Genomic DNA, 24,594 nt, shown 5'->3' on the forward strand with positions numbered 1-24,594 from the left:
TCTTTCAGTTTTCATCTACTTATTGCGCAGTACAGTAAACAGTAACCTTCTCCTCACTCGGACGAATTCACGTCCCGCAAGGAGATTTCATCATGCTGACCCTTCGCAAAGCCTCCGATCGTGGCCTCGCCAATCATGGCTGGTTGAAGTCCTTTCACACCTTTTCCTTTGCCAGCTACCGTGACCCGCGTGAGCAGGGTTTTTCCGATCTGCTGGTGATTAACGATGACCGCGTCGCTGCCGGCAAAGGCTTCGGCCAACACCCGCATCGCGACATGGAGATCTTTTCCTACGTGCTGGAAGGTGCACTGGAACACAAAGACACCTTGGGCACCGGTTCGGTGATCCGCCCAGGCGATGTGCAACTGATGAGTGCTGGTAGCGGCGTAGCGCACAGCGAGTTCAACCATTCGGCGACCAAACCGGTGCATTTCCTGCAGATCTGGATCGTGCCGGAAGTCAGCGGTGCCAAACCGCGTTATCAACAGGAACATTTCAGCGCACAGAAAAAACGCGGTCGCCTGCAATTGATCATCTCGCCGGACGGCAACGGCGGTTCGCTGAAAGTGCGTCAGGACGCACGAGTCTTTGCCGGGCTGTTCGACGGTAAAGAAACTGCCACGCTGGAGCTGCCAGCCAACCGTTATGCCTACGTGCATGTGGCGCGTGGCAGTGTTGAACTCAATGGCCAGCCCTTGCAGGAAGGTGACGGCGTACGGGTTCGCGAAGAACAGTTGCTGACCTTGAGCAATGGTGTCGATGCCGAGGTGCTGGTGTTCGACTTGCGGCCGCAGGAGTTGCCAGAAATGCCATGATGCGGTGTTTCAATGCTCACGAAAAACGGCCTTCTTTGAAGGCCGTTTTCTATTGTGGTGATTCGGGTGCTTGTTGCGAAGCAGGTCTTGGTGCACTTATATCCTTGCCGATCTGGATCGCGGCGAGTGTCGTCTGCAAGGTGGTTAATACCGCTGCTTGATTGGCAAAGTGCGCCCCTACGACGACGGTGATCATTCCGAGAAAATGAACGGCGGTCGTCGCCCAGTAATGCGCCTTCACTGTCGAGGCATGTTTGATGGCTTCTTTTGAGTCTTCGGCGATTTGTTGTACGCCGTCCCACATCAGATCGTATCGTTTGTCCCTCTCCGCCTGAGTCAAAAGATAAGCATCGATTCTCGCCGACACACCTTCGACCCGAGCGTCCATCCTGCTCTCAATGGTCTCGATCCTGGCATTGAATTCTTCACGACTGATAGCGTTCATGGCTTGAGTATTCCGACCTTTGCTCGCAAGGTCACTGATTGGGTTTTGACTGAATTCCGTGGTTCTCAATTCGACACCTTCCTGGGTTTACCGATACCGTCCCTGGTATCAACATCAGTGCGAGCCCTGCGCCCCTCACCGACATGACGAAACAATAGGCCCCATCCAACCGCCTCACAAGCCGGGAGATTCTGCCTCTGATGTAGGCCGTTTCGTCAGAGCTTGTAGCCCTGCCAAAAGAACGTCTGCCTAGTCATTCTCCGACGCGAACACGTCGACAATCTGCTCAATCACCGCCCGCACCCGCGCGGTATGCCGCAAGTCCGCGTGGGTCACCAACCACACTTCGTACGGCAATGGTCGAGTGCGCTCCGGCCAGAGCCTGATCAGGCCATCGCGCTCGCCCATGTACACCGGGATTTCTCCTACACCCAACCCTGCGGCAATTGACCGGCGGACGAGCAAACTGGAACTGAGGCTGGCGACGATGCGACCGCGACTTAGCGGCTCCGACACCAGGGTCAGGTCCTTTTTGCTTTGCAGATACGGTTGATAGACCACCAGATCATGCCCCTCAAACGCTGTGTCCGGTTGCGGCACGCCATTGGCGTCTATATAGGCCTGAGAGGCGAACAGGCCCACCGGCCATCGGGCGATTCGCCGAGCGATCAGATCAGGATTGTCCGGCCGGGTGTTGCGCACCGCGATATCCGCCTCGCGCTTGGCCAGGCTGAGGATCTGCGTGGACGCGTCCAGTTGCACTCGTACGTCCGGGTGCTGCTCGTGCAAACGGGCGATGGCCGGGATCAGAAAGTCGATCGCCAGCGAATCCGTGGTACTGACGCGCACCGTGCCGGTCAGGCGATCATCCAGGCCCTGAATCTGCCGCTCCAGCTCCAGTGCCGAATGCTCCATTTTCTCCACACTCCTGAGCGCCGCCTCACCGACAGCGGTCAACGCGTAGCCGTCGGAGGTGCGCAGGAACAACGTAGCGCTCAGGGACTTTTCCAGCGCCGTGATCCGTCGCCCGACAGTGGCCTGATCCACCCCCAAAACCCGTGCAGCGCCACGTAGCGTCGACTCGCGGCAAACGGCCAGAAATACCCGTGCGTCATCCCAATTCATGCTGCCTCCAAGTGATGCAAATTCGCATCGCAGCAACGCTAAATCGCTGCATTAACGCAGCAACAATAGCCGATATGCTGAACGCCATAAACCTTCCGCGAGATCGCTATCATGCGCACTTCAACCTCCACCGGTATCTGGCTGCCGATTTTCGCCGGCCTCTGCGCCAGCCTGGTCAGCATCGGGCTGGCGCGTTTCGCTTACACCCCATTGATCCCTTCGCTGATTGAGGCGCAGTGGTTCAGCGCCAACGATGTGGTCTACCTCGGTGCGGCCAATCTGGTGGGCTACCTGATCGGCGCTCTGCTCGGCCGGCCGACAGCGCGCCAGCTCGGCAATAAAAATGCCTTGCGATTGATGATGCTGGTGGTCACGGCGGCATTTTTTGCCTGCGCGTTTCCGTTGTCGGTGAGCTGGTTCTTCGGCTGGCGACTGCTGTCGGGGATTGCCGGCGGTGCGATCATGGTGCTGGTAGCCGCGACAGTTCTGCCGCATGTTCCGCCGGCGCGTAAAGGGCTGGCCAGTGGCGCGATCTTTCTCGGCATCGGTCTTGGCATTGCCGGTTCCGGGACGCTGGTGCCGCCGCTGTTGAGCCTCGGTTTGCAAGCGACATGGCTGGGTCTGGGGGCTTTGGCCTTGGTGCTGACGGCGCTGAGCTGGTTTGGCTGGCCGGCTGATTTCCTGCACCCGGTCGTTGCGCAAGAAACGGTGTCCGCAGAACCGACACCGCGCGGTGTGTATGTGCTGTTCGCCCAATACGCCTTCATGGCCGCTGGCCTGGTGCCGGCCATGGTATTTCTGGTGGATTACGTGGCGCGTGGACTCGGCGCCGGGGCACATATCGGCGCGCTGATCTGGGTGATGTACGGTTTGGGCGCAATTGTCGGTCCGGTGAGTTATGGCTTTCTTGCCGATAAGCTTGGCGCACGTTCCGGCATTCGCCTGGTGCTGGTGCTGCAGGCGATTGCCCTTGGGTTGCTGGCAATGACTCACTCGTTTCTGGCGCTGGCGTTGCTGGCGGTGATTCTCGGTTCATTTCCGCCCGGCATTGTGCCGCTGGCGCTGGCTCGGGTGCATGAACTGGTGCCAGAACACCATCGCCAGCAGATCGCCTGGAGCCGTGCCACGGTGTCATTCGCCACCTTTCAGGCGCTGGCCGGATTTGCCTATTCAGCGCTGTTCAATGCCAGCGGCGGTCATCACGCGCTGTTGTTCATCATTGCCGCTGGCGCAATCGTCGTGGCGCTGCTGCTGGAGCAAGCCATGAAATGGCTGCCCGCCCCTACTGAGTCGCGCTGCTGTGCAAATTGAAGGGAATCATTGCTTGCATAGCACGCTCCCATCTACAGAACTTATGCCAACAGGAATCGATATGTCCCTGCCCAACGAAATGACCCGAATCGAAATCAGCGAACCCGGTGGCCCCGACGTCTTGCAACCCAAACGCGTGGCGCTTCCAGCCGTCGCAGAAGGCGAGGTGCTGATCCGCGTACACGCCGCCGGGATCAACCGGCCGGACGCCTTGCAGCGTGCCGGCAAATACCCGATGAAACCCGGCATGAACCCGATTCCCGGGCTGGAGGTCGCCGGCGAAATCGTGGCACTCGGAGCCGGTGTCAGTCAGTTCGCCGTGGGCGACAACGTCTGCGCGCTGACCAACGGCGGCGGTTATGCCGAATACTGCGCCGTCCCCGCCGGCCAGACCCTGCCGATTCCACACGGTCTGGACTGGGTGCACGCCGCCGCAATCCCGGAAACCTTCTTTACCGTGTGGGCCAACCTGTTCGGCCTCGGTGGCGCCAGTCGTGGTCAGCGCGCACTGATTCACGGTGGCACCAGCGGCATCGGCACAACCGCACTGATGCTGTGCCGCGAATTCGGTATTGAAGCGTTTGCCACCGCCGGCAGCCCGGACAAATGCGCAGCGATTCGCGATCTCGGTGGCGCAGCGATCAATTATCGCGATGAGGATTTCGCGGCAGTCATCGCCGAGAAAACCGCAGGCCAAGGCGTCAATGTGATCCTCGACATCATGGGCGGCTCGTACCTCAACGATAACGTCAGCGCCCTGGCGATGGATGGCCGACTGGTCATGCTCGGTTTCCTCGGCGGCGCACGGGCCAATGACTTTGACTTGCTGGCAATGATGGCCAAACGTGCGGTGATCACCGGTTCCCTGTTGCGCGCCCGTACCGCTGCTGAAAAAGCTGCGATTGCCGATCAACTGCGCGAGCACGTATGGCCGGCGCTGGCTGCCGGGCGCTGCTTGCCGATGATCGACAAGGTCTACCCGCTCGCCGACGCCGCTCAGGCTCACGCGCACATGGAGGCTGGCGACCATATCGGCAAGATCGTTCTGCAGGTCGTGTGAGTCTTTGCAGCATTTGGTAATCGTTACGCCGGGGCGGTGGTCGAAAAACTCACGCGCAGACCGAGGCATCTGGTAAAAAGCTTTCTTTGTCTGCGCTTGGGTGAAACGTTTAATGTTCCTGTCCTTCATGACGCGTCTGCGACGCCGCCGTTTGGCGTTTGCCTGCATGGCCGCGCTGATTATCGGCGTGCCGACCAGTTGTGCCGTGCTCGAACACACCGAACGCAAACTGCTGTTTCGCATCGAACCGGGCACCGCCGGTTGGTATCGCGGCTTGCCCGGCAGCGTGCAGGAACTCGACCTGCAACCGAAAAGCTTCAAGGCCGGGGAAAACATTCATGCCTGGTGGTGGCCGGCGGAAAAAGCCAATGCGCCGGCCATTCTCTATCTGCATGGCGTGCGCTGGAACCTCACCGGGCAGTTGTTCCGCATCGAGCAACTGCGCGCTGCGGGTTATTCAGTGCTGGCCATCGACTACCGTGGTTTCGGCAAGAGTCACGGTGATCTGCCGTCGGAGAGCAGCGTTTACGAAGATGCGCGGGTGGCGTGGGAACGCTTCAAACTGCTGCAACCGGACCCGGCCAAACGCCTGATCTACGGGCACTCCCTCGGTGGCGCCGTGGCCATCGATCTGGCCGCGGAACTCGGCCAGGCCGCCGCTCGCGATCATTCTGCATTGCCGGTTCGCGGACTGGTGATCGAGTCCACATTCACCACGCTGGCGGATGTTGCCGCGTCGGTGGCCAACACTTCGCTGCCGGTGCGCTGGCTGCTGTCGCAGAAATTCGACTCGATCGACAAGATCGCTGATATCCACATGCCGCTGCTGGTGGTCCACGGTTTAGCTGACGCTTTCGTGCCGCCGCGCTTCAGCGAGCAACTGTTCAACGCCGCGCAACAACCCAAGCGTTTGCTGTTGGTGCCGGGCGCGACGCATAACAACAGCATGGCGCTGGGTGGGCAGAATTACCGCAAGGCGCTCGACAGCCTGATGCAGAGCAAACCGGCCCCCCGGGTGGCCGGACCTGCCACCGTGCGCAACGGGCGGGACACTTAACGGTAGCCGCGAGCCTGCAAATCGAACAGTTGCGCGTAATGCCCAGCGGCGGCGATCAGTTGATCGTGGCCGCCCTGCTCCAGAATTTGCCCTTGTTGCAGCACGATGATGTGGTCGGCATTGCGCACGCTGGAAAAACGATGGGAAATCAGCAACGTCATGCGACCTTCGCTGTGTTGGCTGAAATGCTCGAACACCGCCGCCTCGGCCGCCGGGTCAAGGGCGGACGTTGGCTCATCGAGGATCAGAATGTCGGCATCACGACGCATGTAAGCGCGGGACAAGGCAATCTTCTGCCACTGCCCGCCAGACAATTCCTGGCCACCGGCAAACCAGCGTCCCAACTGCGTGGCATAACCCTTGTCGAGCCCTTCGATGAAGGGGGCCGCCATGCCTTGGGCCGCGGCCTCCTGCCAGCGTTGCGCGTCGTTGAACGCCAGGGTATCGCCGACGCCAATGTTTTCTCCGACGCTGAACTGGTAGCGGATGTAGTCCTGAAAAATCACCCCAATGCGCCGACGTAACGCGGTCTCCTGCCAATCCTGCAAATCGCTGCCGTCGAGCAGGATGCGCCCTTGATCGGGGCGGTAGAGCCGGGTCAGCAACTTGATCAGCGTGGTCTTGCCTGAACCGTTCTCGCCGACCAGCGCCATGCTCTGGCCTGGCACCAGTTGCAGGTCAATGTTTTCCAGCGCTGGCCGACTGGCACCCGGATAACGGAAACCGACGCTCTCGAAACGCAAGCCATCACCCGGGCAGACGCCAACCGTCAGGTGACCGCTATCGACCTGAACCGGTTCGGCCAGGTATTCATACAGACTGGTCAGGTAGAGACCGTCTTCGTACAGGCCACTGATCGCACTCAGACTGCTGCTCACAGCGCTTTGGCCTTGCTTGAACAGCACCAGATACATGGTCATCTGACCAAGGCTGATCTGGCCATGTACGGCATCGATGACCACCCAGGCATAGGCCGCATAGAAGGCCGCGGTACCAAGCAGGCCGAGGCCGAAACCCCAGCCATCGCGCCGCAACGTCAAACGGCGGTCTTCGGCATACAGCCTGGCGAACGTGTCGCGGTAGCGTTGCAGTAACAGCGGCGCGAAGCCGAACAGCTTGACCTCTTTAATATAGGTTTCGTGGGACAGCAGGGTTTCGATGTAATTCTGCTGCCGACTCTCCGGCGCACGGCGAGTAAACAAACGAAAGGCGTCACCGGAAAAATGCGCTTCGGCAAAAAACACCGGTAACGCACCGACCACCAGCAACGCCAGCGCCCAAGGGGAAAAATGCACCAGCAGCACCCCGAAGCTGATCAGCATGATCAGGTTTTGAATCAAACCCAACGACTTCATGACCAGCGCCAGTGGCCGGGTCGAAGCCTCGCGACGGACACGCACCAATTTGTCGTAGAACTCGGAGTTTTCGAACTGCACCAGTGACAGGGTCTGCGCTTTCTGCAAAATCAGCGTATTGACCTTCTGCCCCAGTTGCACCCGCAACAGCGATTGCTGCACCGACAGTGCCCGTTGCGTGCCGGACAACAGCGCCAATACACCGGCCTCCAACAACACGTAACGCAACACGGGCCACAGCGGCGCACTGCCGTGCTGCGCGTGCAACTGCATCGCTGCCACCACCGCATCGACAATCCGCTGGCCCAACCATGCCGCCAGCGCCGGCAGCAAACCGGCAACCAACGTTGCCAGCACCAGCCCCAGAAACAAGCCACGCGATGTCCCCCAGACCAGGCGCAAGGCTCGCTGCGCCTGATCGAACAAGGACGTGAAACGCGATAGATCAGGCATGGGGCATTGGACTCTGCAGGTGATGATTGTGCGTCATGGTACTCCAGCGCTACGACTGAATTTCAAACGACGACCACGTTATCGTCGACGTGCTTTTCAGAACAAAAAAATCTGGAAGACTCAGCCCTTTCCGGCGTCCAACGCTCTGCTATGGTTTAACCGCCCTACGCGGAACCCGGCGACACCCGCCCGCTCCGCGCCTGACTGCCGGGAGCAGAGACATGAGAATCAATCCCTACCTGATCTTCAACGGAGATTGCCGCGCGGCCTTCACCTGTTACGAGCAAGCCTTGCAAGGAAAGCTTGAGGCGATGATGACGTTCGGCGAAACACCCGCCGCCGAACAAGTGCCCAAAGAACACCACGACCTGATCATTCACACCTGTCTGAAGGTGGGTGAGCAGATGATCATGGCCTCGGACACCACACCCGATCGCCCGACTCAGGGCATGAGTGGCTGTTCGATTTCGCTGAACGTCGACAGCATCGCCGAAGCCGAGCGCGTGTTCAACGCACTGGCCAGCGACGGCCGCATCGACATGCCGCTGGAAGCGACGTTCTGGGCGGCGCGTTTCGGCATGCTGGTCGATCGTTTTGGCGTGTCGTGGATGGTCAACTGCGAGAGCGAAAAGTAACCCTGACATTTCGTCGGGCATGAAAAAGCCCAACCGGTTCAGGTTGGGCTTTTTGCTTCAGCGCTGGGCCAATTCGTGGCGTACACATTGTTCGTAATAGGTCTGCTTGACAGCTGCAGGCTTGAGTTTCGACGTGCTGTTGTAGGTTTGCTCGGTGATTCCCATCGCGGTCATACGCATCCACGGTTGCTGGAATCGTCGCACCTGCAATTGTTTGCGCGCGCCATACAGCGAGACGCCTGACAGCTTCGATTGCTGAGCACCGGCAGCGATATCCGAACCCCAGGTGCAGGCAAAGCGATGGCTTTTGCTTAACTCTTTCGCCTGCACGCCTGTGGCGAAGACAGCCAGGGAAAGCGTTGCAACGGTGATAACAATCGTCCGCATAGAGCCCACCTAACCTTTTGAAAAAAGGCGATTTTGCCGGGGAAGCGAACGCCCGGGGGCCAGCAATTTGCCGCCTTTTCAGAGTTTTTTGCGGGCCAAAAAAAGGCGACAGGATTCCCGATAAAATCCTGTCGCCCTGTTCATGACCAATCAACTGCCAATGACCTCAACACGCAGTCGATCGGCACCCTCCTCGCGACAATCAATACGAATCGGCAAGAACAGCTCGATCACCGCGATATTGCTGTGCAAATGCTCGGTCATGCGCGGCGTGGTGAACGAGCCACCACCGGCCAGCGCCATTGGCAACAGCAACTGATCGGCGAGGTGTTCAGCCACCGCAGCGCCACTGCGCAACCAGTCGGCAGCCTGACTGATCGCAGCATCGGCAACCTTCTCTGCGCGCAATGACACTTGGCCAAACGCGCTGAACACCTCGGTGACGTGTTCGAAAACGTACTCCAGCAGCAACACGTTGCCTGGCCCGCGGGCTGGATCGAGCGTCACAGAGTGCAGCGCCGTAGCCGGAAGATTCAATCGCTTGGCCACTCGGCTCAGCTCACGTTGGGCGACCGTAGGTCCAAGCCCGGCGGTCAGAGCCCACGCGCTTGGTGAAATCGCTTCGCCACGGTCACACAGATCGAGTCGCGTCAGGTTCGCCGGTTGCACATTCACCTCAATCTCGCCACCGCCGGCCGGGGCAAAACCATGGCGCAACAAGTCCAGCTCAACGTTGGCACCCATGCGGCGCAGCAGCGGCAGCCAACTGCGCGTGAGAAAATCGGCCGGCGGCGCGAGCGGGTTATGCGTGCCACCGGAAATCCGCAGCCGACTCGCCTGCGGTGCCCGTAACAGTGCTGGCAACAAAGTCTGTAACACCAGTGTGCAACTGCCGGCCGTGCCGATGGCGAATTGAAAGTCGCCAGCGCGAATCGCGCCGGGTTCGAAGCTCAAGGCTTGCGAACCCAAATGTGCACCGCCAACCGTTGCACCACACACCTCGGCCGCCGCCATCACCGCCGTTAAGTGTTGGCGCAGCAGTCCCGGACGGCTGCGCCTGGCACGAATCTGTTTAATGCGAAACGCCCTGCCCGTCACCATCGATAGGCTCAAGGCGCTGCGCAACACCTGGCCGCCACCGATGGCACCGTCCAGTTCTATCACTTCCTGTTTCATGGCATTCCTTACGCGTACAGCCCGACGGTATCCCGGAGGTACTGATCCAGCCGTCGCGAGTCTTCCTGAGTTCTGAGTAATGTGGGCACTTCGCGCTCAAGTTCAGCGGCGATGAACCCGTGCAACGCCGGACGACGCGGCCCGTAGGCGCTCTCGTCGGCATTGCGTTTGAGGGCGAGCAATTCGTCGACTTCATCGAGCAACGCGCGGTCGTCGACGGTGGTCAGCAGGTCGGCGAACGTCATCGGCGGCCGCCCTCGGCCTTGGTCGATCCAGCGCACCGCCAGCAGTGGCCGCAGCACGTAGAAGTACTTCTTGAAACGCACGGTTTCACCTTGCAGGTAACCGCGAAAGTTCTTCTTTGCCATCGACAGATAGTGATTGCGCGCTGCTGGCGGGCTGTAGAACGCTTCGGCGAGTTCGCGCAGCTGTGCCACCTGCGCGGTTTCACTGCGATAAACCAGCGGCGAGTCGAGCCACTCCAGCAAGGTCGGATTGGATTTGCGCAATAACCCGAGGGTCTTGCGCAGCTCCCAACCACTGACGTCGAGTTCATCGTCCAGCGGACGCTCGATCACATCACGCGGCGCATCGACCTGAACGAACCACTCGGGCTTCTCCACGTAGACAAACCGCACGTCGTAATCACTGTCGGTCGAGGCAAAACCCCAGGCCCGACTGCCGGATTCACAGGCGTACAGCACCGTGACATTGCGCTCACGCTCTATCCGCGCCAGCTCTGCCAGTACCCGCGCACGCATCGTGGCGCACAGCGGGTGACGCTCTTCCAGTTCCATGACTTGCTTTCCTTTTATCCTTTGACGCACACCACCTGACGCAAGGTGTGCAGCACTTCCACCAGTTCACGCTGGGCGTGCATGACTTTGTCGATGTCCTTGTAGGCCATCGGAATCTCGTCGATCACCGCCTCGTCCTTGCGGCACTCCACATGGGCTGTGGCGCGAATCTGATCCTCGACAGTGAACGTATTCTTGGCCTTGGTCCGACTCATGGTGCGGCCGGCGCCGTGGCTGCAGGAACTGAAGGATTCTTCGTTACCCAGGCCACGGACAATGAAACTCTTGGCGCCCATCGAGCCTGGAATAATCCCCAACTCGCCCTTCTTCGCCGACACCGCACCTTTGCGCGTGACCAGTACCTCTTCGCCGAAATGCCGCTCTTTCTGCACGTAGTTGTGGTGGCAGTTGACCGCTTCCAGCGCCACTTCGAACGGCTTGCGGATAATCTGCCGTGTCGCTTGAATCACCGCGCGCATCATCAGCTCGCGGTTCTGTTTGGCGAAGTCCTGCGCCCAACCCACCGCTTCCACGTAATCATCAAAGTGCTGACTGCCCTCTTCGAAGTAGGCCAGATCACGATCCGGCAGGTTGGCGATGTGCTGTCGCATATCCGCCTGAGCCATCTGGATGAACAGGTTGCCGATGGCATTGCCGACGCCACGCGAGCCGCTGTGCAACATGAACCAGACCCGGTTGGCTTCATCCAGGCACACTTCGATGAAGTGGTTGCCGCTGCCGAGCGTACCGAGGTGCCCGCGGTTGTTGGTGTTGGCCAGTTTCGGGTACTTGTCAGTGATCAATTTGAACCGTGGCTGCAGCCCCGCCCAGGCCTGATCGGCTTGCTGCGGGATCTCATCCCAGGCGCCCTTGTCGCGCCGCGAACGGGTCGAACTGCGGCCATGTGGCACCGCTTGCTCGATAGCGCTGCGCAGACCGAGCAGGTTGTCCGGCAAATCAGCGGCGGTCAGCGACGTACGCGCGGCAATCATGCCGCAGCCGATGTCGACGCCGACCGCTGCCGGAATGATCGCGCCGACTGTCGGGATCACGCTGCCGATGGTCGAGCCCTTGCCCAAGTGCACATCCGGCATGACCGCCAGATGTTTGAAGATGAACGGCATTTTTGCGGTGTTCATCAACTGCTCGCGGGCCTCGTTTTCCACCGGAACGCCTTCGGTCCAGAGTTTGATCGGTTTGCCGTTGGCGACTTCGAGCAATTGGTAAGTGTGATCTTTCATGTCTTTATTCGACTGCGTATTAAAGAAATTTGAGTTGGCCATCTTGACGTCTCGCGGGGTTTTGCTGTTCGTTGCGATAGACATAGCAGCGCCCGTGCCAGGTTTTCAATTCCCCCGAAAAAACTTCATAACTCTCTGTTTTAAATGACCTTTATTATCTATCGACTTTTTGAGTGTTTGAATTGACGACAAACCCTGCGTAGAAAAATTATCATTAGATATCGTTTTTTATCTTTTGAGATAAGCATGCAAAATAGACGTACCGTCGCTATCGGTTTTATCGGAGCCACCCTTGATCGCGTCGGTAAAGGCGCTAATCGCTGGAGCCATTGGCGCCCGAGCGTGGGCCTCTGCCAGCAGGCGGATGTGCTGATCAATCGGCTTGAGCTGATTCACGGCATCGACGCCCGCGACGTCAGTCTCGCCGAGCGAGTGCGCGCCGACATCCAGCAGGTTTCACCGGAAACCGAAGTGCGCCTGCACTCGATGGCGTTGCGCAATCCGTGGGATTTTGAAGAGGTCTACGGCGCGCTGCACGATTTCACCACTGCCTACGCGTTCGACACCGAACACGAGGACTACCTCGTCCACATCACCACCGGCACCCACGTCGCGCAGATCTGCTGGTTTCTGTTGACCGAGGCGCGCTACTTGCCCGCTCGCCTGATCCAGACCTCCCCCGCCAAGCGCAAGAGCGAAGACGAGCACGCCTGCGGCACCCACGCCCTGATCGACCTCGACCTGTCGCGATACGATCGCATCGCCTCACGCTTCGCCAATAAACGCCTGGAAGGTCTGGCATTTCTGAAGTCCGGCATCGCCACACGCAATGCCGCGTTCAATCGCTCCATCGAGCAGATCGAACGCGTTGCGGTACGCTCGAAAGCCCCCATGTTGCTGATCGGCCCGACCGGTGCCGGCAAATCCTTTCTGGCTCGACGCATCTACGAACTCAAACGCAACCGCCATCAGATGCAGGGGCGCTTTGTTGAAGTCAACTGCGCCACCCTGCGTGGCGACGGTGCGATGTCGACCTTGTTCGGCCACAGCAAAGGCGCCTTCACCGGCGCACAGAACGCCCGCGACGGCCTGCTGCGCGCGGCCGATGGCGGCATGCTGTTCCTCGATGAAATCGGCGAACTGGGCGCCGACGAGCAGGCGATGCTACTCAAAGCGATTGAAGAGAAACGCTTCTTTCCACTGGGTTCTGACAAGGAGGTGGAGAGCGACTTCCTGATCATCGCCGGCACCCATCGCGACCTGCGCAGCCGGGTCGCTGAAGGCCTGTTTCGCGAAGACTTGTACGCACGCATCAACCTCTGGACGTTCGACCTTCCCGGCCTCGCCGGCCGCCGCGAGGATATCGAGCCGAATATAGATTTCGAGTTGCAGCGCCATGCCCGTGAGCATGGGCAATTGGTGCGCTTCAACCTTGAAGCACGCCGCCGCTATCTGGCCTTCGCCAGCTCTAGTGAAGCGGCGTGGCTGGGCAATTTCCGCGAACTGTCTGCGTCGATCACGCGCATGGCGACATTGGCGGATAGCGGGAGAATTGATGAGGCGCAGGTGCAGGAAGAGATTGAGCGGTTGCGTTATGCCTGGGGCCTGACCCAAGTGGGAAGCAACTCAGAAGATTTGCCAGGGAATGAAGAGAGCATGGATCTGTTTGACCGCTTGCAGTTGCGGGCAGTGCTTGAGGTCTGCCGGCAAGCAGACAGCCTGTCAGATGCCGGTCGCCGCTTGTTTGGCATCTCGCGCCTGGCCAAGGCGCAGCCTAATGATGCGGACCGCTTGCGCAAGTACCTGGCCCGGTTCGGGATTGAATGGAGCCAGTTGGCGCCGTAGATCTCTTAGACGTATAACGCCTGGCCACCTTACTTGACCGGATGCCGCTGGTCTGATGTACCGCACCTTCGCCCTGTGAGTTCTTCCAATGCAGTACATCCCCGACCTGGAAGACAACCTCATGAACAAGCGAATGATTGCTATCGGATTGGCAAGCCTGCTTTCACTGTGCCCACTGTTTTCCCTTGCGGCTGAAAAAACAGGCGGATCCTCAGTTCCAGCCACTGCGATTCCCGGCGTAAACCAAGGCGGATCCGAGTCAAAAGAAGACAAAGCTGACAAGAAAGGTGAGGAAGCATCAGGGTCAAATTCCGGTGCCGAGGCACACGAAACACAGAAGGATGCCAACACCTCGAGCGATTCCGCAGATATCAAAAAACCCAGCCAGTGAACCGCTGCTTTTGGCCGATGAACAGATGGTAGCGCCGAGCCATGAATGCTAACGTTCCCGGCCAACATTCAGGGATGGCGTGCCATGTTCAATCGGTTTCTGGCGACAACGGCAATACTGCTCACTTTCAGCTTTGCAGCACACAGCGCACCCTTGCCCAGCGAATATCTGGAAGAGTGCCAGCGAGTCGAAAATTCGGCCAAAGCCATCATGAAAGCCAGGCAAGGAGGCGTGCCCCTCTCCTCCGTCCTGGAACTGGCGGACAACGCAGGAAAGGAGAGCGAGTATGTGGGTAGTTTGTACAAAGCCTTGATCGGGCAGGCCTACGACATGCCTAGGGAGTCGGACGCGAGGAAGCAGGAGAAGGTGGTGGCTGACTTTCAGCAAACTTTTTATTCGCTTTGCATCGATTCGGCGCAGAAAACGGCGAGTGAAAGAAGCTGACGGGAAATGCTCTTCTATAGAGAGCAAAAATCACTGCGCATGAAAAAGCCCAATCTTTTCAGATTGGGCTAAGTCATTGAATTATATGGTCGGGACGGAGTGATTCGAACACTCGACCCCTAGCACCCCATCTCCTTTTTCATACTTCTTGATAGCTTCCAAAATTTTACCCTGGATTTTTCCAAGCCGTTATTTACTTGAGCTCCAGCGGTGTTCTGCTCTACGAGAGTCCAGTAACGTCCATCAAGAGCCGACGTTTTTGTGGGGGTAAAAGTAGGGGGAGTCCATTTTATGGCCAAAATTACCATCAAAGAACTCGAGTCGCTGACCGCCAATGATGCCGGCCGCATCCTCCGGGAGGATGGCAATCTGGCCGGTCGAATCTCAGTCCGTATGGACGGTGTGTCAGTCAGCTTTTTCTATCGGTATCGCTGGGGCAACCAGAACAAAGAGTACGCCTGCGGATCCTGGCCGCGCAAATCCCTGACGGACATCCGCAAGGCACGCAACCAGGCCCGTGCGCTCACCGATGAGCAGATCAATCCCAACGAGCATAAGAAAACCGCCAAGGCATAGACATACGCCGCTGCTAACGTAGAGGCCGAACAAGTAAAAACGACGAAGGTGCAAACGCTGACCGTCCAGGACCTGATCAAGGCCTGGCTGTTGGATGGCGTCGCGCGTAAAGATGGCAACTCAGTTGGGCCAGAAAGCGCCAACTTGGCGGGCCTTGTTGGTCGAGGGCAATCCGACGGAACTGGTCGACATCACCCCACTGACCCCTGTCGACTACGAAGCCGAAAGAAACCGCTTCCTTTCACCGGCGGAGCTGTTGGAACTGCACAAAAAAAGGTGTTGAGGACGGGCGCAGGCACTTCCTGACTTTTCACTGCATCCCTGCCCCCCTTCTTTCGAAGACAACTGCTTGAACGATACTTGGGCAATGTGTTGATCAGGAACGAGCCGTCACGGGGAATTCTTGACCCTCTAGCTTCTCCATAACCAACTCAATGAATGCAGACACAGCTAGCGGCAAATGTTGCCGACTGGGGTAAAGCACGTGCAGGCCGTATCCGGTTCTATGGTACTGCGGAAGCACAGACACAAGGCGCCCTGTCTGAAGATCAGACTTTGTCATGGCGGGCGGCAGCAAGGCAATTCCTAGCCCGGCCAACGTCGCCTTGCGCAAAGCTTGGGCGGTGTTTCCATTGAAACGGCTAGTGACCCGCACTTCTTCCGCTGCACCATTTGGCCCATGGAGAGTCCAGGTAGTGACGCCACTAGGATGACCAAAAGTTACACAATCATGATTGACCAAATCTCCAAGCGAATCAGGTACGCCTCTTTTTCTGAGGTAATTCGGGCTGGCCACCAGACCTTCGTTACCAGCTCCAAGGAGTTGGCGACCCACATATCCTGAGTCTTGTAACGCTCCGCCTCGAAACGCAATGTCGATACGATCAGCGATCAAATCGGCGCGTGCATCACTCAGCACAAAGTCGACGTGTACCCGTGGATGCGCCTCGAGAAAATCGGCTACCCACTCCATAGGAAAGAAGTCGAAAAAATCAGCCATTGCCGCAATGCGGACGGTGCCACTCGGCTCTTGGTTTCCTGTCATCAGCTGCTCACCAGCGTCAATCAGTCCATCCACGGCTCCACAGCATCGCTCGTGAAAAGCCTCGCCAGACTGGGTGAGTGTGAGCTTGCGCGTGGAGCGCTGCAGCAGCCTTGTACCGAGTTGAGCCTCAAGCTGTTGAACCCGCCGGCTTAAGGTGTTTGAGGGCATTCCAAGCTGCCGTGCTGCCTCAGCGAAACTACCGCTGCGCACCACTTTTACAAACAATGCGACGTCATTCAGATCGATCATCTTGCTGCCACCCACTCCAAAAATGGATCAGTTCAATCCAATTATGCCATCTAATAAATCAATCAATAGACGCATATCCTTCAGTCATTGCTGCAGCTGACCTTCACTTGCCGGAATCTCCTGCGGGCTGACCGTCAAGGCTTTTCGGCATCACTGAGTTCATCCACATCCAGTCCAGGCAGCCGGAACTCCGCTCGACGACATCGTCTGTCGGCAAGGGAGAACAAAGAGAAAACATATGACCGCCACCGTAGTAGTTCGACCACGCGCCATTGTCCATCGTACTGAAGGAACCACACATGGCCCCATAACGAGGCTTATGAGTCCAGGTGATCTAGGAGAGCTGTTGAAACCGTTTATTTTCCTGGACATTTTCAGTCTGAACGCCAGTGGTAGTAAGTCGAGTTTTGGCATGCATCCGCACTCAGGAATCGCAACGGTTACCTTCATGACAAAAGGGGATGTCTCTTATGAGGACACCACTGGGGCGACCGGTCTACTGCTCGCGGGTGGTGTTGAATGGATGCAGGCCGGCAATGGGGTGTGGCACGACGCTACGCTAGCAAGCGAGTCCGCAATACAGGGATTCCAGCTCTGGGTGGCATTGCCGCCGCCGCTTGAAAACGCTCCCGCGATGAGTACCTACCTTGATCCGTCGCAAGTTCCACAAGTGGGCCCAGCACGGGTACTACTGGGACGTTACGGGGCAGCCAAAAGCCTGATCGAAGTACCGAGTGAAATGAACTATCTCGCCGTGAGTTTAAAAGACGGTGAGCACTGGCGTTACACCCCACCGTCCGGTCACAACGTTGCCTGGCTCGCGGTTAGTTCAGGAAGTCTGGACGCAGGAGGGTTGGTCAATGTCGGCGAATTAGCTGTGTTCGAAGAGTCAGAGCACCACATCAACTTCATCGCGAAAGGCGATTGCTCCTTCGTGATGGGGTCGGCGGTAAAGCATCCGTACGACCTGGTAACAGGTAACTACTCGGTTCACACGAGCAAGGCAGCTCTGGCGCAGGGCGAAACGGAAATACAGCGGATTGGTACACGGCTGCGGCAGCAAGGACGGCTCAACTAGCGCCGCTCAACCCGGCGTGAAAATCATCTCGACGATAACTATCCAACACCCCAAATCATACTGAGGCACGTCATGACAGCGAGCAATCTCAACCTTCTTTTGTCCCCCACCCGAATCGCCAACCTCCCCCTGAAAAATCACATGGTGATGGCGCCGCTGACGCGAAGCCGAGCTGGCCAAGGCGATGTTCCAACTTCCACAGTGGTCGAGTATTACCGTCAACGTGCAAGCGCCGGCCTCATCATTACTGAGGGTTCTCAGGTCTCGGCTCAAGGCAAAGGCTATATGAGAACACCGGGCATTTTCACCAACGAGCAAATCGCCGGCTGGAAACACGTGACCGACGCCGTGCATGCAGAAGGCGGACGGATATTTCTCCAGCTCTGGCACGTTGGGCGCCTGTCACACTCCCTAGTACAGATCGATAATCAGCTGCCGGTAGCCCCCTCAGCGATCAAAGCTGATGGCGAGATCTACACGCCTGAAGGACTGAAGCCTTACGAGTCGCCACGAGCTCTGAGTCTGGATGAAATTCCTGGTGTGATTGCGGATTTTCGCCAAGGTGCTGAAAACGCGAAGCGTGCAGGTTTTGACGGTGTGGAAATACATGGCGCGAACGGCTACTTGATCGATCAGTTCCTGCGCGATGGCACCAACACCCGAACCGATTCATACGGCGGCTCTGCAGAAAATCGCGCTCGGTTTCTTAAGGAGGTTGTGGAGTCGGTCATCGAAGTATTCGGGGCTAGCCGCGTGGGCGTTCGCCTGTCACCGATTTTTAATTACTTCTCCATGAGCGACAGCGATCCCCAAGCGACATTCAACTATGCAGCAAAAATGCTCAGTCGCTACGGGCTAGCCTACATTCACGTAGTAGAAGTCGGTGCGGGTTCATTCGACTTCAGAGAACTGAAGCGTCGTTTCGCAGGCACCTACATCGCCAATGGGGGCTATGACGCGGAACGCGCAGAAACGTCCCTCAGAGAAGGAAATGCTGATCTGGTGTCCTTTGGCACTGCGTTCCTAGCCAACCCGGATCTGGTAGAGCGATTCGAACAGGGTGTCGCATTGAATGACGCAGACCCGACCACCTTCTATCAGGGTGAGGAGCGAGGTTATACGGATTACCCGACCATGGCCCAGATTCGATAACGATGAAGTGCTGCGGGAAGCGCAGTCGCTGCCAGCTGCCTCTCGCAGATTAATCGGGCCGGCAGGTAGCAATGCTGAGCCGGAGTAGGAGTCTGCGCCCTCTCCGGTAATCACCTGCAAATCTGCGGCAAGCCTGTCTTGACAAACAAACTGTGATCACATATCACTTAATGAGGTTTTCTTGTCTACGCACTCCGTAGCCACGAAAGAACTCATGAACAAAAATAAGACAGGACGCATTAGCTATGAACGTGATGAAGCGGCTGACACCCTATACCGGATTGAGAGTTTTGATTTCCGGTGGGGCAGCAGGCATTGGCGAATCGATCGCGGCTGCATATCTCGAAATTGGGGCAAGAGTCCATGTATGCGATGTAAGTGAGCAGGCGATCGCACAATTTCGTGAGCGCTATCCAGAGGCTTTGGCCACATTGGCTGACGTCTCCGACTCTGCTCAAATTAAGCGAGTCTTCGAGATACAACAGGAGTGGGTGGATGGGCTCGATGTACTTATCAACAATGCAGGCATAGCAGGGCCGACCGGCGGAATCGACAAAATTAGCGATGCAGAATGGGAACAGACAATAGACATCAATCTCAATGCGCAGTATCGCTTCGCTCATCATGCTGTCCCCCTCCTAACGAAGTCAGAACACGCACACATCATTCATATTTCATCGGTCGCGGGGCGCTTAGGCTATGCCTGGCGGACTCCATACGCCGCGACCAAGTGGGCCATCGTTGGTCTTATGAAGTCATTGGCAGCCGAGTTGGGCGAAAAAGACATTCGAGTCAACGCACTGCTGCCAGGCATCGTCGAGGGCCCGCGCCAGGATCGCGTCATCAGTGATCGCGCCAAACAGTTAGGCATTTCAGAGCCGGAGATGCGCCAACAAACATTGAAGAAAATATCATTGCGCCGGATGACTCCACCCGAAGACGTGGCAGCAATGGCCTTATTTCTATGCTCTCCTGCTGCTAACAATGTGACAGGGCAAGCGATCAGCATCGACGGCAATGTCGAGTATCTTTGATTAGTCAGACCTACACGTCTCGCCACCGACCGTGGTAGCGAGACGCTTATTGTGCGTGTGCTAAAGAGCTCGTTTCTCCCGAATTCCGTCACTTTCTATACCGGCACATCCGTGATCACAGTTGTCTCATTTTCCTATGCTGGCTGATCGAACCTGCCTATAATTCTCGTCATGAACCTATCCACACTAGTAACGCCCATGATCCGCCAGACCCTCAGTGCGGACGTTTATGCCCAACTGCGTGATCTGCTGATAAGCGGACGCGTTATGCCTGGGGAAAAGCTCTCGCTCAGATCTATAGCGGACGCTCTTGGTGTTAGCGTCATGCCAGTGCGAGAGGCTGTTCACAGGTTGGTCGCTGAGCAAGCGCTTGAAATGGCGGCTAATCGATATATTCGCGTTCCTGTACTGACAGTCAGTCAATTCCGGGAAATCACCAGTATCCGGTTGAATCTGGAGGGGCAAGCGGCAGCTCGTGCTGCGGAGCTTGTTGATTCGCAGGCGCTGGCTGAGATTGAAAAGATACACGAGGCATTTTGCGCAGAGTTTGCAAAAGGCGCTCCCGATGAGTCACGGCTGATTACGCTGAACAAAGAATTGCATTTCGCAATTTATAATCAGGCGGACATGCCCATCCTGCTCCAGATAGTTGAGTCCCTGTGGCTGAGAATAGGGCCTATCATCAACTATGACCTACGATCTGGCACTGAGCGTGTGGTTCAGCGAGTGCAAGCCAGTCATCACGCAGCGATGGTTGATGCTTTAAAGAAGGGTGACTCGGTTGCCGCCTGTGAATCACTGCAAGATGACATCAAAAGTGCTGCCGAGTTTATCCTGAATACAGGGGCGCTGATCGTTGCCGATGCGCATAAGCCTGTCGAAGTTGATTAATTTCACCAACAAGTTTTAAGAAGAGGCGCCCTGATAACAGAGCGCCTCTTTTTTGCTCGCTTATTACATTTGAGCACCGATCATCCAAGGCACTGTTTCTTCATTGCCAACGCCCAACGCCTCGCTTTTAGATTTTTCCCCAGAAGCCACTCGTATGAGCATGTCGAAAATCTCTTTACCCTTCGATTCAAGGGTGGCATCGCCATCCATGACATCCCCGCAGTTGATGTCCATATCATCCTTCATGCGAGTGTACATCTTGGTATTCGTCGCAAGCTTGATCGAAGGAGCAGGTTTGGCGCCAAAGCACGAGCCGCGTCCGGTGGTGAACGCAACGAGGTTTGCGCCGCTGGCGATTTGGCCAGTGGCTCCCATCGGGTCGTAGCCAGGTGCATCCATAAACACCAAGCCTCGGACTGTAATGGGCTCGGCGTAACGATAAACGCCCATGAGTGCTGAGGAGCCACTTTTGGCAACTGCGCCTAGAGACTTTTCGAGAATGGTCGTCAGGCCGCCAGCCTTGTTACCAGGCGTGGGGTTGTTATCAATACTGCCTTTTTCGCGGTCTGCGTAGCTTTCCCACCATTTGATAAGGTCGACGATACCCTGGCCGACCTCACGGGTTGCAGCGCGACGAGTCAGCAGGTGTTCAGCGCCGTAGATCTCCGGCGTTTCGCTAAGGATGGCCGTTCCACCTTGCGCTACGAGCATATCGACAGCCACACCGAGGGCGGGATTGGCCGTGATGCCCGAGTATCCGTCTGAACCGCCGCACTGGAGCGCCACGGTCAGGTGCCGCGCCGAGACCGGCTCGCGTCGGCACTCGTTGGCAACCGGCAGCATCGATTCCACGGCGGCAATGGCGGCATCCGCTGCGTTGCGGGTTCCGCCAACGTCTTGGATGACCACGGGAGCGATAAGCTTGCCGGTCTCGATGCCCTGGGCCATGAACAGCGCCCCCATCTGATTGGCTTCACAGCCAAGGCCGATGACGACCACGCCAGCGAAGTTGGCGTGCTTGATGAAACCGCCTAGCGTGCGCCGCAGTTGGTTCACCCCCTCGCCATTGTGCTCTATGCAGCAACCGAAGCTGTGGGTGATCGGCACCACACCGTCCACGTTTGGGTAAGCATCCAGCACACCGTTTCGCGAGAAGTGTTCAACCACCATTTTGGTAACAGTGGAGGAGCAGTTCACAGTGCTCACTACACCAATGTAGTTTCGAGTTGCTACTCGCCCGTCAGCGCGGACGAAACCTTGGAATGTCACAGGAGAGGCTGCAGGCGACGCGACTTTGGCATCCTCGCCGAACGCGTAGTCTCGCTCGAACGTCGCCATCTCCAGATTGTGCGTATGCACGTAATCGCCTGGCTCAATGGGTTTAGTAGCAAAGCCAATGATCTGGCCATAACGCAGAACAGGATCACCTGGGTTTACGTGTGCGAGGGCGATTTTGTGCGCTGCGGGCACATCGGCGAGCACCACGATATTATCGAACTCCGCAACCACGGTTCCTTGAGGTATCGAAGCGCGTGCGATTGCAACATTATCGTCGGGATGTAGTTTAAGTGCCAGGGATGTACTCTTCATTTTGTCCTCGCATTATCAGTAATACACGGCGCAGCCTGGGGCAATACAATGTTGTCCCGCGTTTTTGTAGTAATCGTTTCTTGTGCCTGACGTAGTTTCAAACTTAGGAATGCTGCGAGCGTTAAAAGAGCCGCTACAATAATGAGTCCATTCTTCGTGCTCCCAGTAGTTTGTTCAACGAAGCCCAGAAGTGAAGGGCCGAAGAAACCACCTGTAATACCAAAGGTATTCACTAACGCCAGACCCGCCGCCATACCTGCTCCCGCTAGTCTTGAACTGGCAAAAAGGAATATCACAGGCTGAACAACGAAAAACATCGATGCCGTAAGAGTGAATCCTATTAGAGCTATCAGTGGAGTGGTAAAGGCCGCGAGGGTCAATCCAGCCGACATCAGGAGCAGCCCACCGAACATTATTTTGCGTGAAATTTTTGGAGTAGTTGCATACTTTGGAAGAAACGCTGCCCCGAGTGCTGCTGCGATCCATGGGATTGAGTTTAACAATCCTATTTGTAATGATGACAAGCCTCCATACGTTCCAATGATGCCCGGCAAGAAGAAAATTACCGAATACACACTAACTTGGTGGAGGAAGTACACCGCAATCGCAAGCCAAATCTGAGGGATTTTAAGAACGCCCTTAAAAGAATGACCTACATTACCGGAGGCGATTTCTTCATCATGTTCTTTCTTCAGAACTTGCTCTACTTCAGTGACTTGTTCCTTTGACAGCCAACTTGCCGTAGATGGGCCGTCCGGAAGCTTTCGCCAAATCACGACGGAGAATAGAACAGCTGGAATCCCCTCCAAGAAGAAAAGCCACTGCCAGCCGTGCCAACCCCAGATTCCATCCATCTCTAACAGCAGCCCGCCAACCGGCCCGCTGATGATGTTCGCGAGACAGACCCCGATTAGAAAATAGCCACTGGCTCGTGCCCTTTGCTCACGACCAAACCAATAGGTTAGATAGAGCATTACACCTGGGAACAATCCGGCTTCAGCTGCGCCCAGTAGCGCGCGGGCAATGTAAAACGTAGTCTCATCGGTAATGAAGGCCATACCGGCAGACAACAACCCCCAGGTGATCATGATCCTGGTGATCCAGAGTCGGGCACCTACCCGGTGCATGATCAGGTTACTGGGTACCTCCATGAGTGCATAGGTAAGGAAGAAGAGCCCTGCACCAAAACCGTAGGCGGCAGCGGAAATACCCAAGTCTACTGCCATGTGTGTTTTGGCAAGTGAAATGTTAGTTCTGTCTAGAAAGCTTATAATGTAAGCAAAGATTAACATCGGCATTAGTTTGCGAAACATTAAAGCGTTCAGCGACTGTCCCTTTTGTATTTTTGTATGGGTCGTAGCTAACATGGTTCATTTTCTCCTCATGAGGATAAGTTGCTAAGGCGCGAGTGTTGTGCCGCGACCTTTAGTTATCAAAATATCCTCTAGATAGGCTTTACGGGGATGAATACCCGCGTTTAGAAATTGACGTTATCGCCACCTTTGAGCTTCAGGATTTCCCTCGCGTCAGCAGGTGTCGCCACTTCAAGTGAAAGCCCTTCGAGAATTTTGCGCATACGCGAGACTTGATCGGCGTTGCTTTTTGCCAATTGGCCCGGCCCGTCCCAAAGCGAGTCTTCAAGACCCACACGCACGTGTCCTCCAAGCGTGGCTGATTGAGCACCAATGCTCATCTGCTGCTTTCCTGCTGGAAGAACCGACCACTGATAGTCATCTCCGAAAAGACGATCAGCTGTGCGACGCATATGCAGGACGTCCTCAGGGTGACCGCCGATACCGCCCAAAATGCCGAAAACCGATTGGATCAAAAATGGGGGTTTGATGAGGCCGCGATCAATGAAATGTGCAGCGGTGTAGAGATGCCCAATGTCATAGCATTCGATTTCAAAACGGGTACCGTTCTCACTGCATGACTCGAGGATGTGGGCTATGTCGGTAAATGTGTTTTTGAAAATGCGGTCATGGCTGCCGACGAGGTATGGTTCCTCCCAAGCGTGTTTGAACTCCTTAAACCGATTAAGCATTGGGTAAAGACCCATGTTCATCGTGCCCATGTTCAGTGAGGCCACTTCCGGTTTGAACTGATGTGCTGGACGAAGTCGATCTTCAAGCGACATTGTCGGTGCGCCACCTGTAGTCAGGTTTATCACCACATCGCTAGCCTCTTTAATAGCCGGCAGAAACTGCTTAAACAGTTCCGGATCCTGAGAGGGGCTGCCATCAATTGGGTTACGAGCATGTAGGTGAACAATTGAGGCGCCAGCCTCAGCGGCACCAATCGCCGCTTCGGCAATTTGACCTGGTGTTACCGGCAGGTAACGGGACATGGAAGGTGTATGAATTGCGCCGGTGACCGCGCAAGTGATGATGACTTTACGAGCCATGGTGACCTCCTGGTTACTTTTATTTTGGTGTTCAGGAT

Annotated in this window: 23 protein-coding genes and 1 pseudogene; 13 read left to right on the forward strand and 11 right to left on the reverse strand. The window is 56.7% G+C overall.

Annotated elements, in window-relative coordinates; translation table 11 throughout:
- The first annotated feature begins 92 nt into the window (after positions 1 to 92).
- Positions 93 to 815: a pirin family protein gene (locus tag BMY54_RS24915; RefSeq protein ID WP_093439338.1), complete on the forward strand. Its 723-nt coding sequence runs from the start codon at positions 93 to 95 to the stop codon at positions 813 to 815.
- A 49-nt stretch (positions 816 to 864) separates the two neighbouring features.
- Here the strand turns inward: BMY54_RS24915 and BMY54_RS24920 are convergent, their stop codons facing one another.
- Complete coding sequence (locus tag BMY54_RS24920) at positions 865 to 1,260, reverse strand: hypothetical protein (RefSeq protein ID WP_093439504.1); 396 nt, start codon at positions 1,258 to 1,260, stop codon at positions 865 to 867.
- A 249-nt stretch (positions 1,261 to 1,509) separates the two neighbouring features.
- Entirely contained in the window at positions 1,510 to 2,385 is an 876-nt protein-coding gene (locus BMY54_RS24925; protein ID WP_093439341.1) for a LysR family transcriptional regulator, read from the reverse strand.
- A gap of 111 nt (positions 2,386 to 2,496) precedes the next feature.
- On the opposite strand from BMY54_RS24925, the gene BMY54_RS24930 reads away from it, so the two are divergent.
- The 3 genes from BMY54_RS24930 to BMY54_RS24940 all read left to right on the forward strand — a co-directional run bounded on the left by BMY54_RS24930 (position 2,497) and on the right by BMY54_RS24940 (position 5,813).
- Entirely contained in the window at positions 2,497 to 3,696 is a 1,200-nt protein-coding gene (locus BMY54_RS24930) for a YbfB/YjiJ family MFS transporter (RefSeq protein WP_093439344.1), read from the forward strand.
- A gap of 61 nt (positions 3,697 to 3,757) precedes the next feature.
- Positions 3,758 to 4,756: an NAD(P)H-quinone oxidoreductase gene (locus BMY54_RS24935; protein WP_093439347.1), complete on the forward strand. Its 999-nt coding sequence runs from the start codon at positions 3,758 to 3,760 to the stop codon at positions 4,754 to 4,756.
- 112 nt (positions 4,757 to 4,868) lie between these two features.
- Complete coding sequence (locus BMY54_RS24940; RefSeq protein ID WP_093439350.1) at positions 4,869 to 5,813, forward strand: alpha/beta hydrolase; 945 nt, start codon at positions 4,869 to 4,871, stop codon at positions 5,811 to 5,813.
- Here the strand turns inward: BMY54_RS24940 and BMY54_RS24945 are convergent.
- Positions 5,810 to 7,621: an ABC transporter ATP-binding protein gene (locus BMY54_RS24945; protein WP_093439353.1), complete on the reverse strand. Its 1,812-nt coding sequence runs from the start codon at positions 7,619 to 7,621 to the stop codon at positions 5,810 to 5,812. The genes BMY54_RS24940 and BMY54_RS24945 overlap by 4 nt on opposite strands.
- A 221-nt stretch (positions 7,622 to 7,842) precedes the next feature.
- On the opposite strand from BMY54_RS24945, the gene BMY54_RS24950 reads away from it, so the two are divergent.
- Complete coding sequence (locus tag BMY54_RS24950; RefSeq protein WP_093439356.1) at positions 7,843 to 8,256, forward strand: VOC family protein; 414 nt, start codon at positions 7,843 to 7,845, stop codon at positions 8,254 to 8,256.
- A gap of 57 nt (positions 8,257 to 8,313) precedes the next feature.
- On the opposite strand, the gene BMY54_RS24955 is transcribed toward BMY54_RS24950, so the two are convergent.
- The 4 genes from BMY54_RS24955 to BMY54_RS24970 all read right to left on the reverse strand — a co-directional run bounded on the left by BMY54_RS24955 (position 8,314) and on the right by BMY54_RS24970 (position 11,857).
- A complete protein-coding gene (locus BMY54_RS24955; RefSeq protein ID WP_093439361.1) occupies positions 8,314 to 8,643 on the reverse strand; it encodes a hypothetical protein in 330 nt (109 codons plus the stop codon).
- 150 nt (positions 8,644 to 8,793) lie between these two features.
- Positions 8,794 to 9,819, reverse strand: coding sequence for an RNA 3'-terminal phosphate cyclase (gene rtcA / locus BMY54_RS24960; protein ID WP_093439366.1), 1,026 nt, complete (start codon positions 9,817 to 9,819; stop codon positions 8,794 to 8,796).
- An 8-nt stretch (positions 9,820 to 9,827) separates the two neighbouring features.
- Positions 9,828 to 10,616, reverse strand: a complete 789-nt coding sequence (locus BMY54_RS24965; RefSeq protein ID WP_093439371.1) for a nucleotidyltransferase domain-containing protein — start codon at positions 10,614 to 10,616, stop codon at positions 9,828 to 9,830.
- Positions 10,617 to 10,630: 14 nt separating this feature from the next.
- Complete coding sequence (locus BMY54_RS24970) at positions 10,631 to 11,857, reverse strand: RtcB family protein (RefSeq protein ID WP_093439375.1); 1,227 nt, start codon at positions 11,855 to 11,857, stop codon at positions 10,631 to 10,633.
- 246 nt (positions 11,858 to 12,103) lie between these two features.
- On the opposite strand from BMY54_RS24970, the gene rtcR reads away from it, so the two are divergent.
- From rtcR to BMY54_RS24990, 4 genes and pseudogenes are all read left to right on the forward strand, one after another.
- Positions 12,104 to 13,702, forward strand: a complete 1,599-nt coding sequence (rtcR, locus tag BMY54_RS24975; protein ID WP_093439380.1) for an RNA repair transcriptional activator RtcR — start codon at positions 12,104 to 12,106, stop codon at positions 13,700 to 13,702.
- Between the two features lie 121 nt (positions 13,703 to 13,823).
- Complete coding sequence (locus tag BMY54_RS24980) at positions 13,824 to 14,093, forward strand: hypothetical protein (RefSeq protein ID WP_093439507.1); 270 nt, start codon at positions 13,824 to 13,826, stop codon at positions 14,091 to 14,093.
- Between the two features lie 84 nt (positions 14,094 to 14,177).
- Complete coding sequence (locus tag BMY54_RS24985) at positions 14,178 to 14,537, forward strand: hypothetical protein (RefSeq protein WP_093439384.1); 360 nt, start codon at positions 14,178 to 14,180, stop codon at positions 14,535 to 14,537.
- A 291-nt stretch (positions 14,538 to 14,828) separates the two neighbouring features.
- Positions 14,829 to 15,387: pseudogene (locus BMY54_RS24990) on the forward strand (Arm DNA-binding domain-containing protein); the annotation flags it as partial.
- 102 nt (positions 15,388 to 15,489) lie between these two features.
- Here BMY54_RS24990 and BMY54_RS24995 read toward each other — a convergent pair.
- Positions 15,490 to 16,407: a LysR family transcriptional regulator gene (locus BMY54_RS24995; RefSeq protein ID WP_038364722.1), complete on the reverse strand. Its 918-nt coding sequence runs from the start codon at positions 16,405 to 16,407 to the stop codon at positions 15,490 to 15,492.
- A gap of 238 nt (positions 16,408 to 16,645) precedes the next feature.
- Here BMY54_RS24995 and BMY54_RS25000 point away from each other — a divergent pair, with 238 nt between their 5' ends.
- The 4 genes from BMY54_RS25000 (at position 16,646) to BMY54_RS25015 (ending at position 20,562) form a co-directional block, all read left to right on the forward strand.
- Positions 16,646 to 17,485 (forward strand): pirin family protein, encoded by an 840-nt coding sequence (locus BMY54_RS25000; protein WP_093439387.1) that lies wholly within the window; start codon positions 16,646 to 16,648, stop codon positions 17,483 to 17,485.
- A 72-nt stretch (positions 17,486 to 17,557) separates the two neighbouring features.
- Positions 17,558 to 18,637, forward strand: coding sequence for an alkene reductase (locus tag BMY54_RS25005; RefSeq protein ID WP_093439391.1), 1,080 nt, complete (start codon positions 17,558 to 17,560; stop codon positions 18,635 to 18,637).
- Between the two features lie 245 nt (positions 18,638 to 18,882).
- Positions 18,883 to 19,671: an SDR family oxidoreductase gene (locus BMY54_RS25010; protein ID WP_093439394.1), complete on the forward strand. Its 789-nt coding sequence runs from the start codon at positions 18,883 to 18,885 to the stop codon at positions 19,669 to 19,671.
- 198 nt (positions 19,672 to 19,869) lie between these two features.
- Complete coding sequence (locus BMY54_RS25015; RefSeq protein ID WP_224789881.1) at positions 19,870 to 20,562, forward strand: GntR family transcriptional regulator; 693 nt, start codon at positions 19,870 to 19,872, stop codon at positions 20,560 to 20,562.
- 63 nt (positions 20,563 to 20,625) lie between these two features.
- Here BMY54_RS25015 and BMY54_RS25020 read toward each other — a convergent pair whose 3' ends face one another.
- The 3 genes from BMY54_RS25020 to BMY54_RS25030 all read right to left on the reverse strand — a co-directional run bounded on the left by BMY54_RS25020 (position 20,626) and on the right by BMY54_RS25030 (position 24,556).
- The gene (locus BMY54_RS25020) at positions 20,626 to 22,152 is read right to left on the reverse strand and encodes a UxaA family hydrolase (protein WP_093439400.1); all 1,527 of its coding nucleotides are present in this window, start codon (positions 22,150 to 22,152) and stop codon (positions 20,626 to 20,628) included.
- Entirely contained in the window at positions 22,149 to 23,519 is a 1,371-nt protein-coding gene (locus BMY54_RS25025; RefSeq protein WP_093439404.1) for an MFS transporter, read from the reverse strand. The genes BMY54_RS25020 and BMY54_RS25025 overlap by 4 nt, the downstream gene beginning before the upstream one ends.
- Positions 23,520 to 23,629: 110 nt before the next feature.
- Positions 23,630 to 24,556: a 3,5-dioxohexanoate:acetyl-CoA acetone transferase gene (locus tag BMY54_RS25030; protein WP_093439407.1), complete on the reverse strand. Its 927-nt coding sequence runs from the start codon at positions 24,554 to 24,556 to the stop codon at positions 23,630 to 23,632.
- Positions 24,557 to 24,594: the final 38 nt, after the last annotated feature.

This window comes from Pseudomonas sp. ok266, from assembly GCF_900110195.1.
GTDB lineage: Bacteria > Pseudomonadota > Gammaproteobacteria > Pseudomonadales > Pseudomonadaceae > Aquipseudomonas > Aquipseudomonas neuropathica.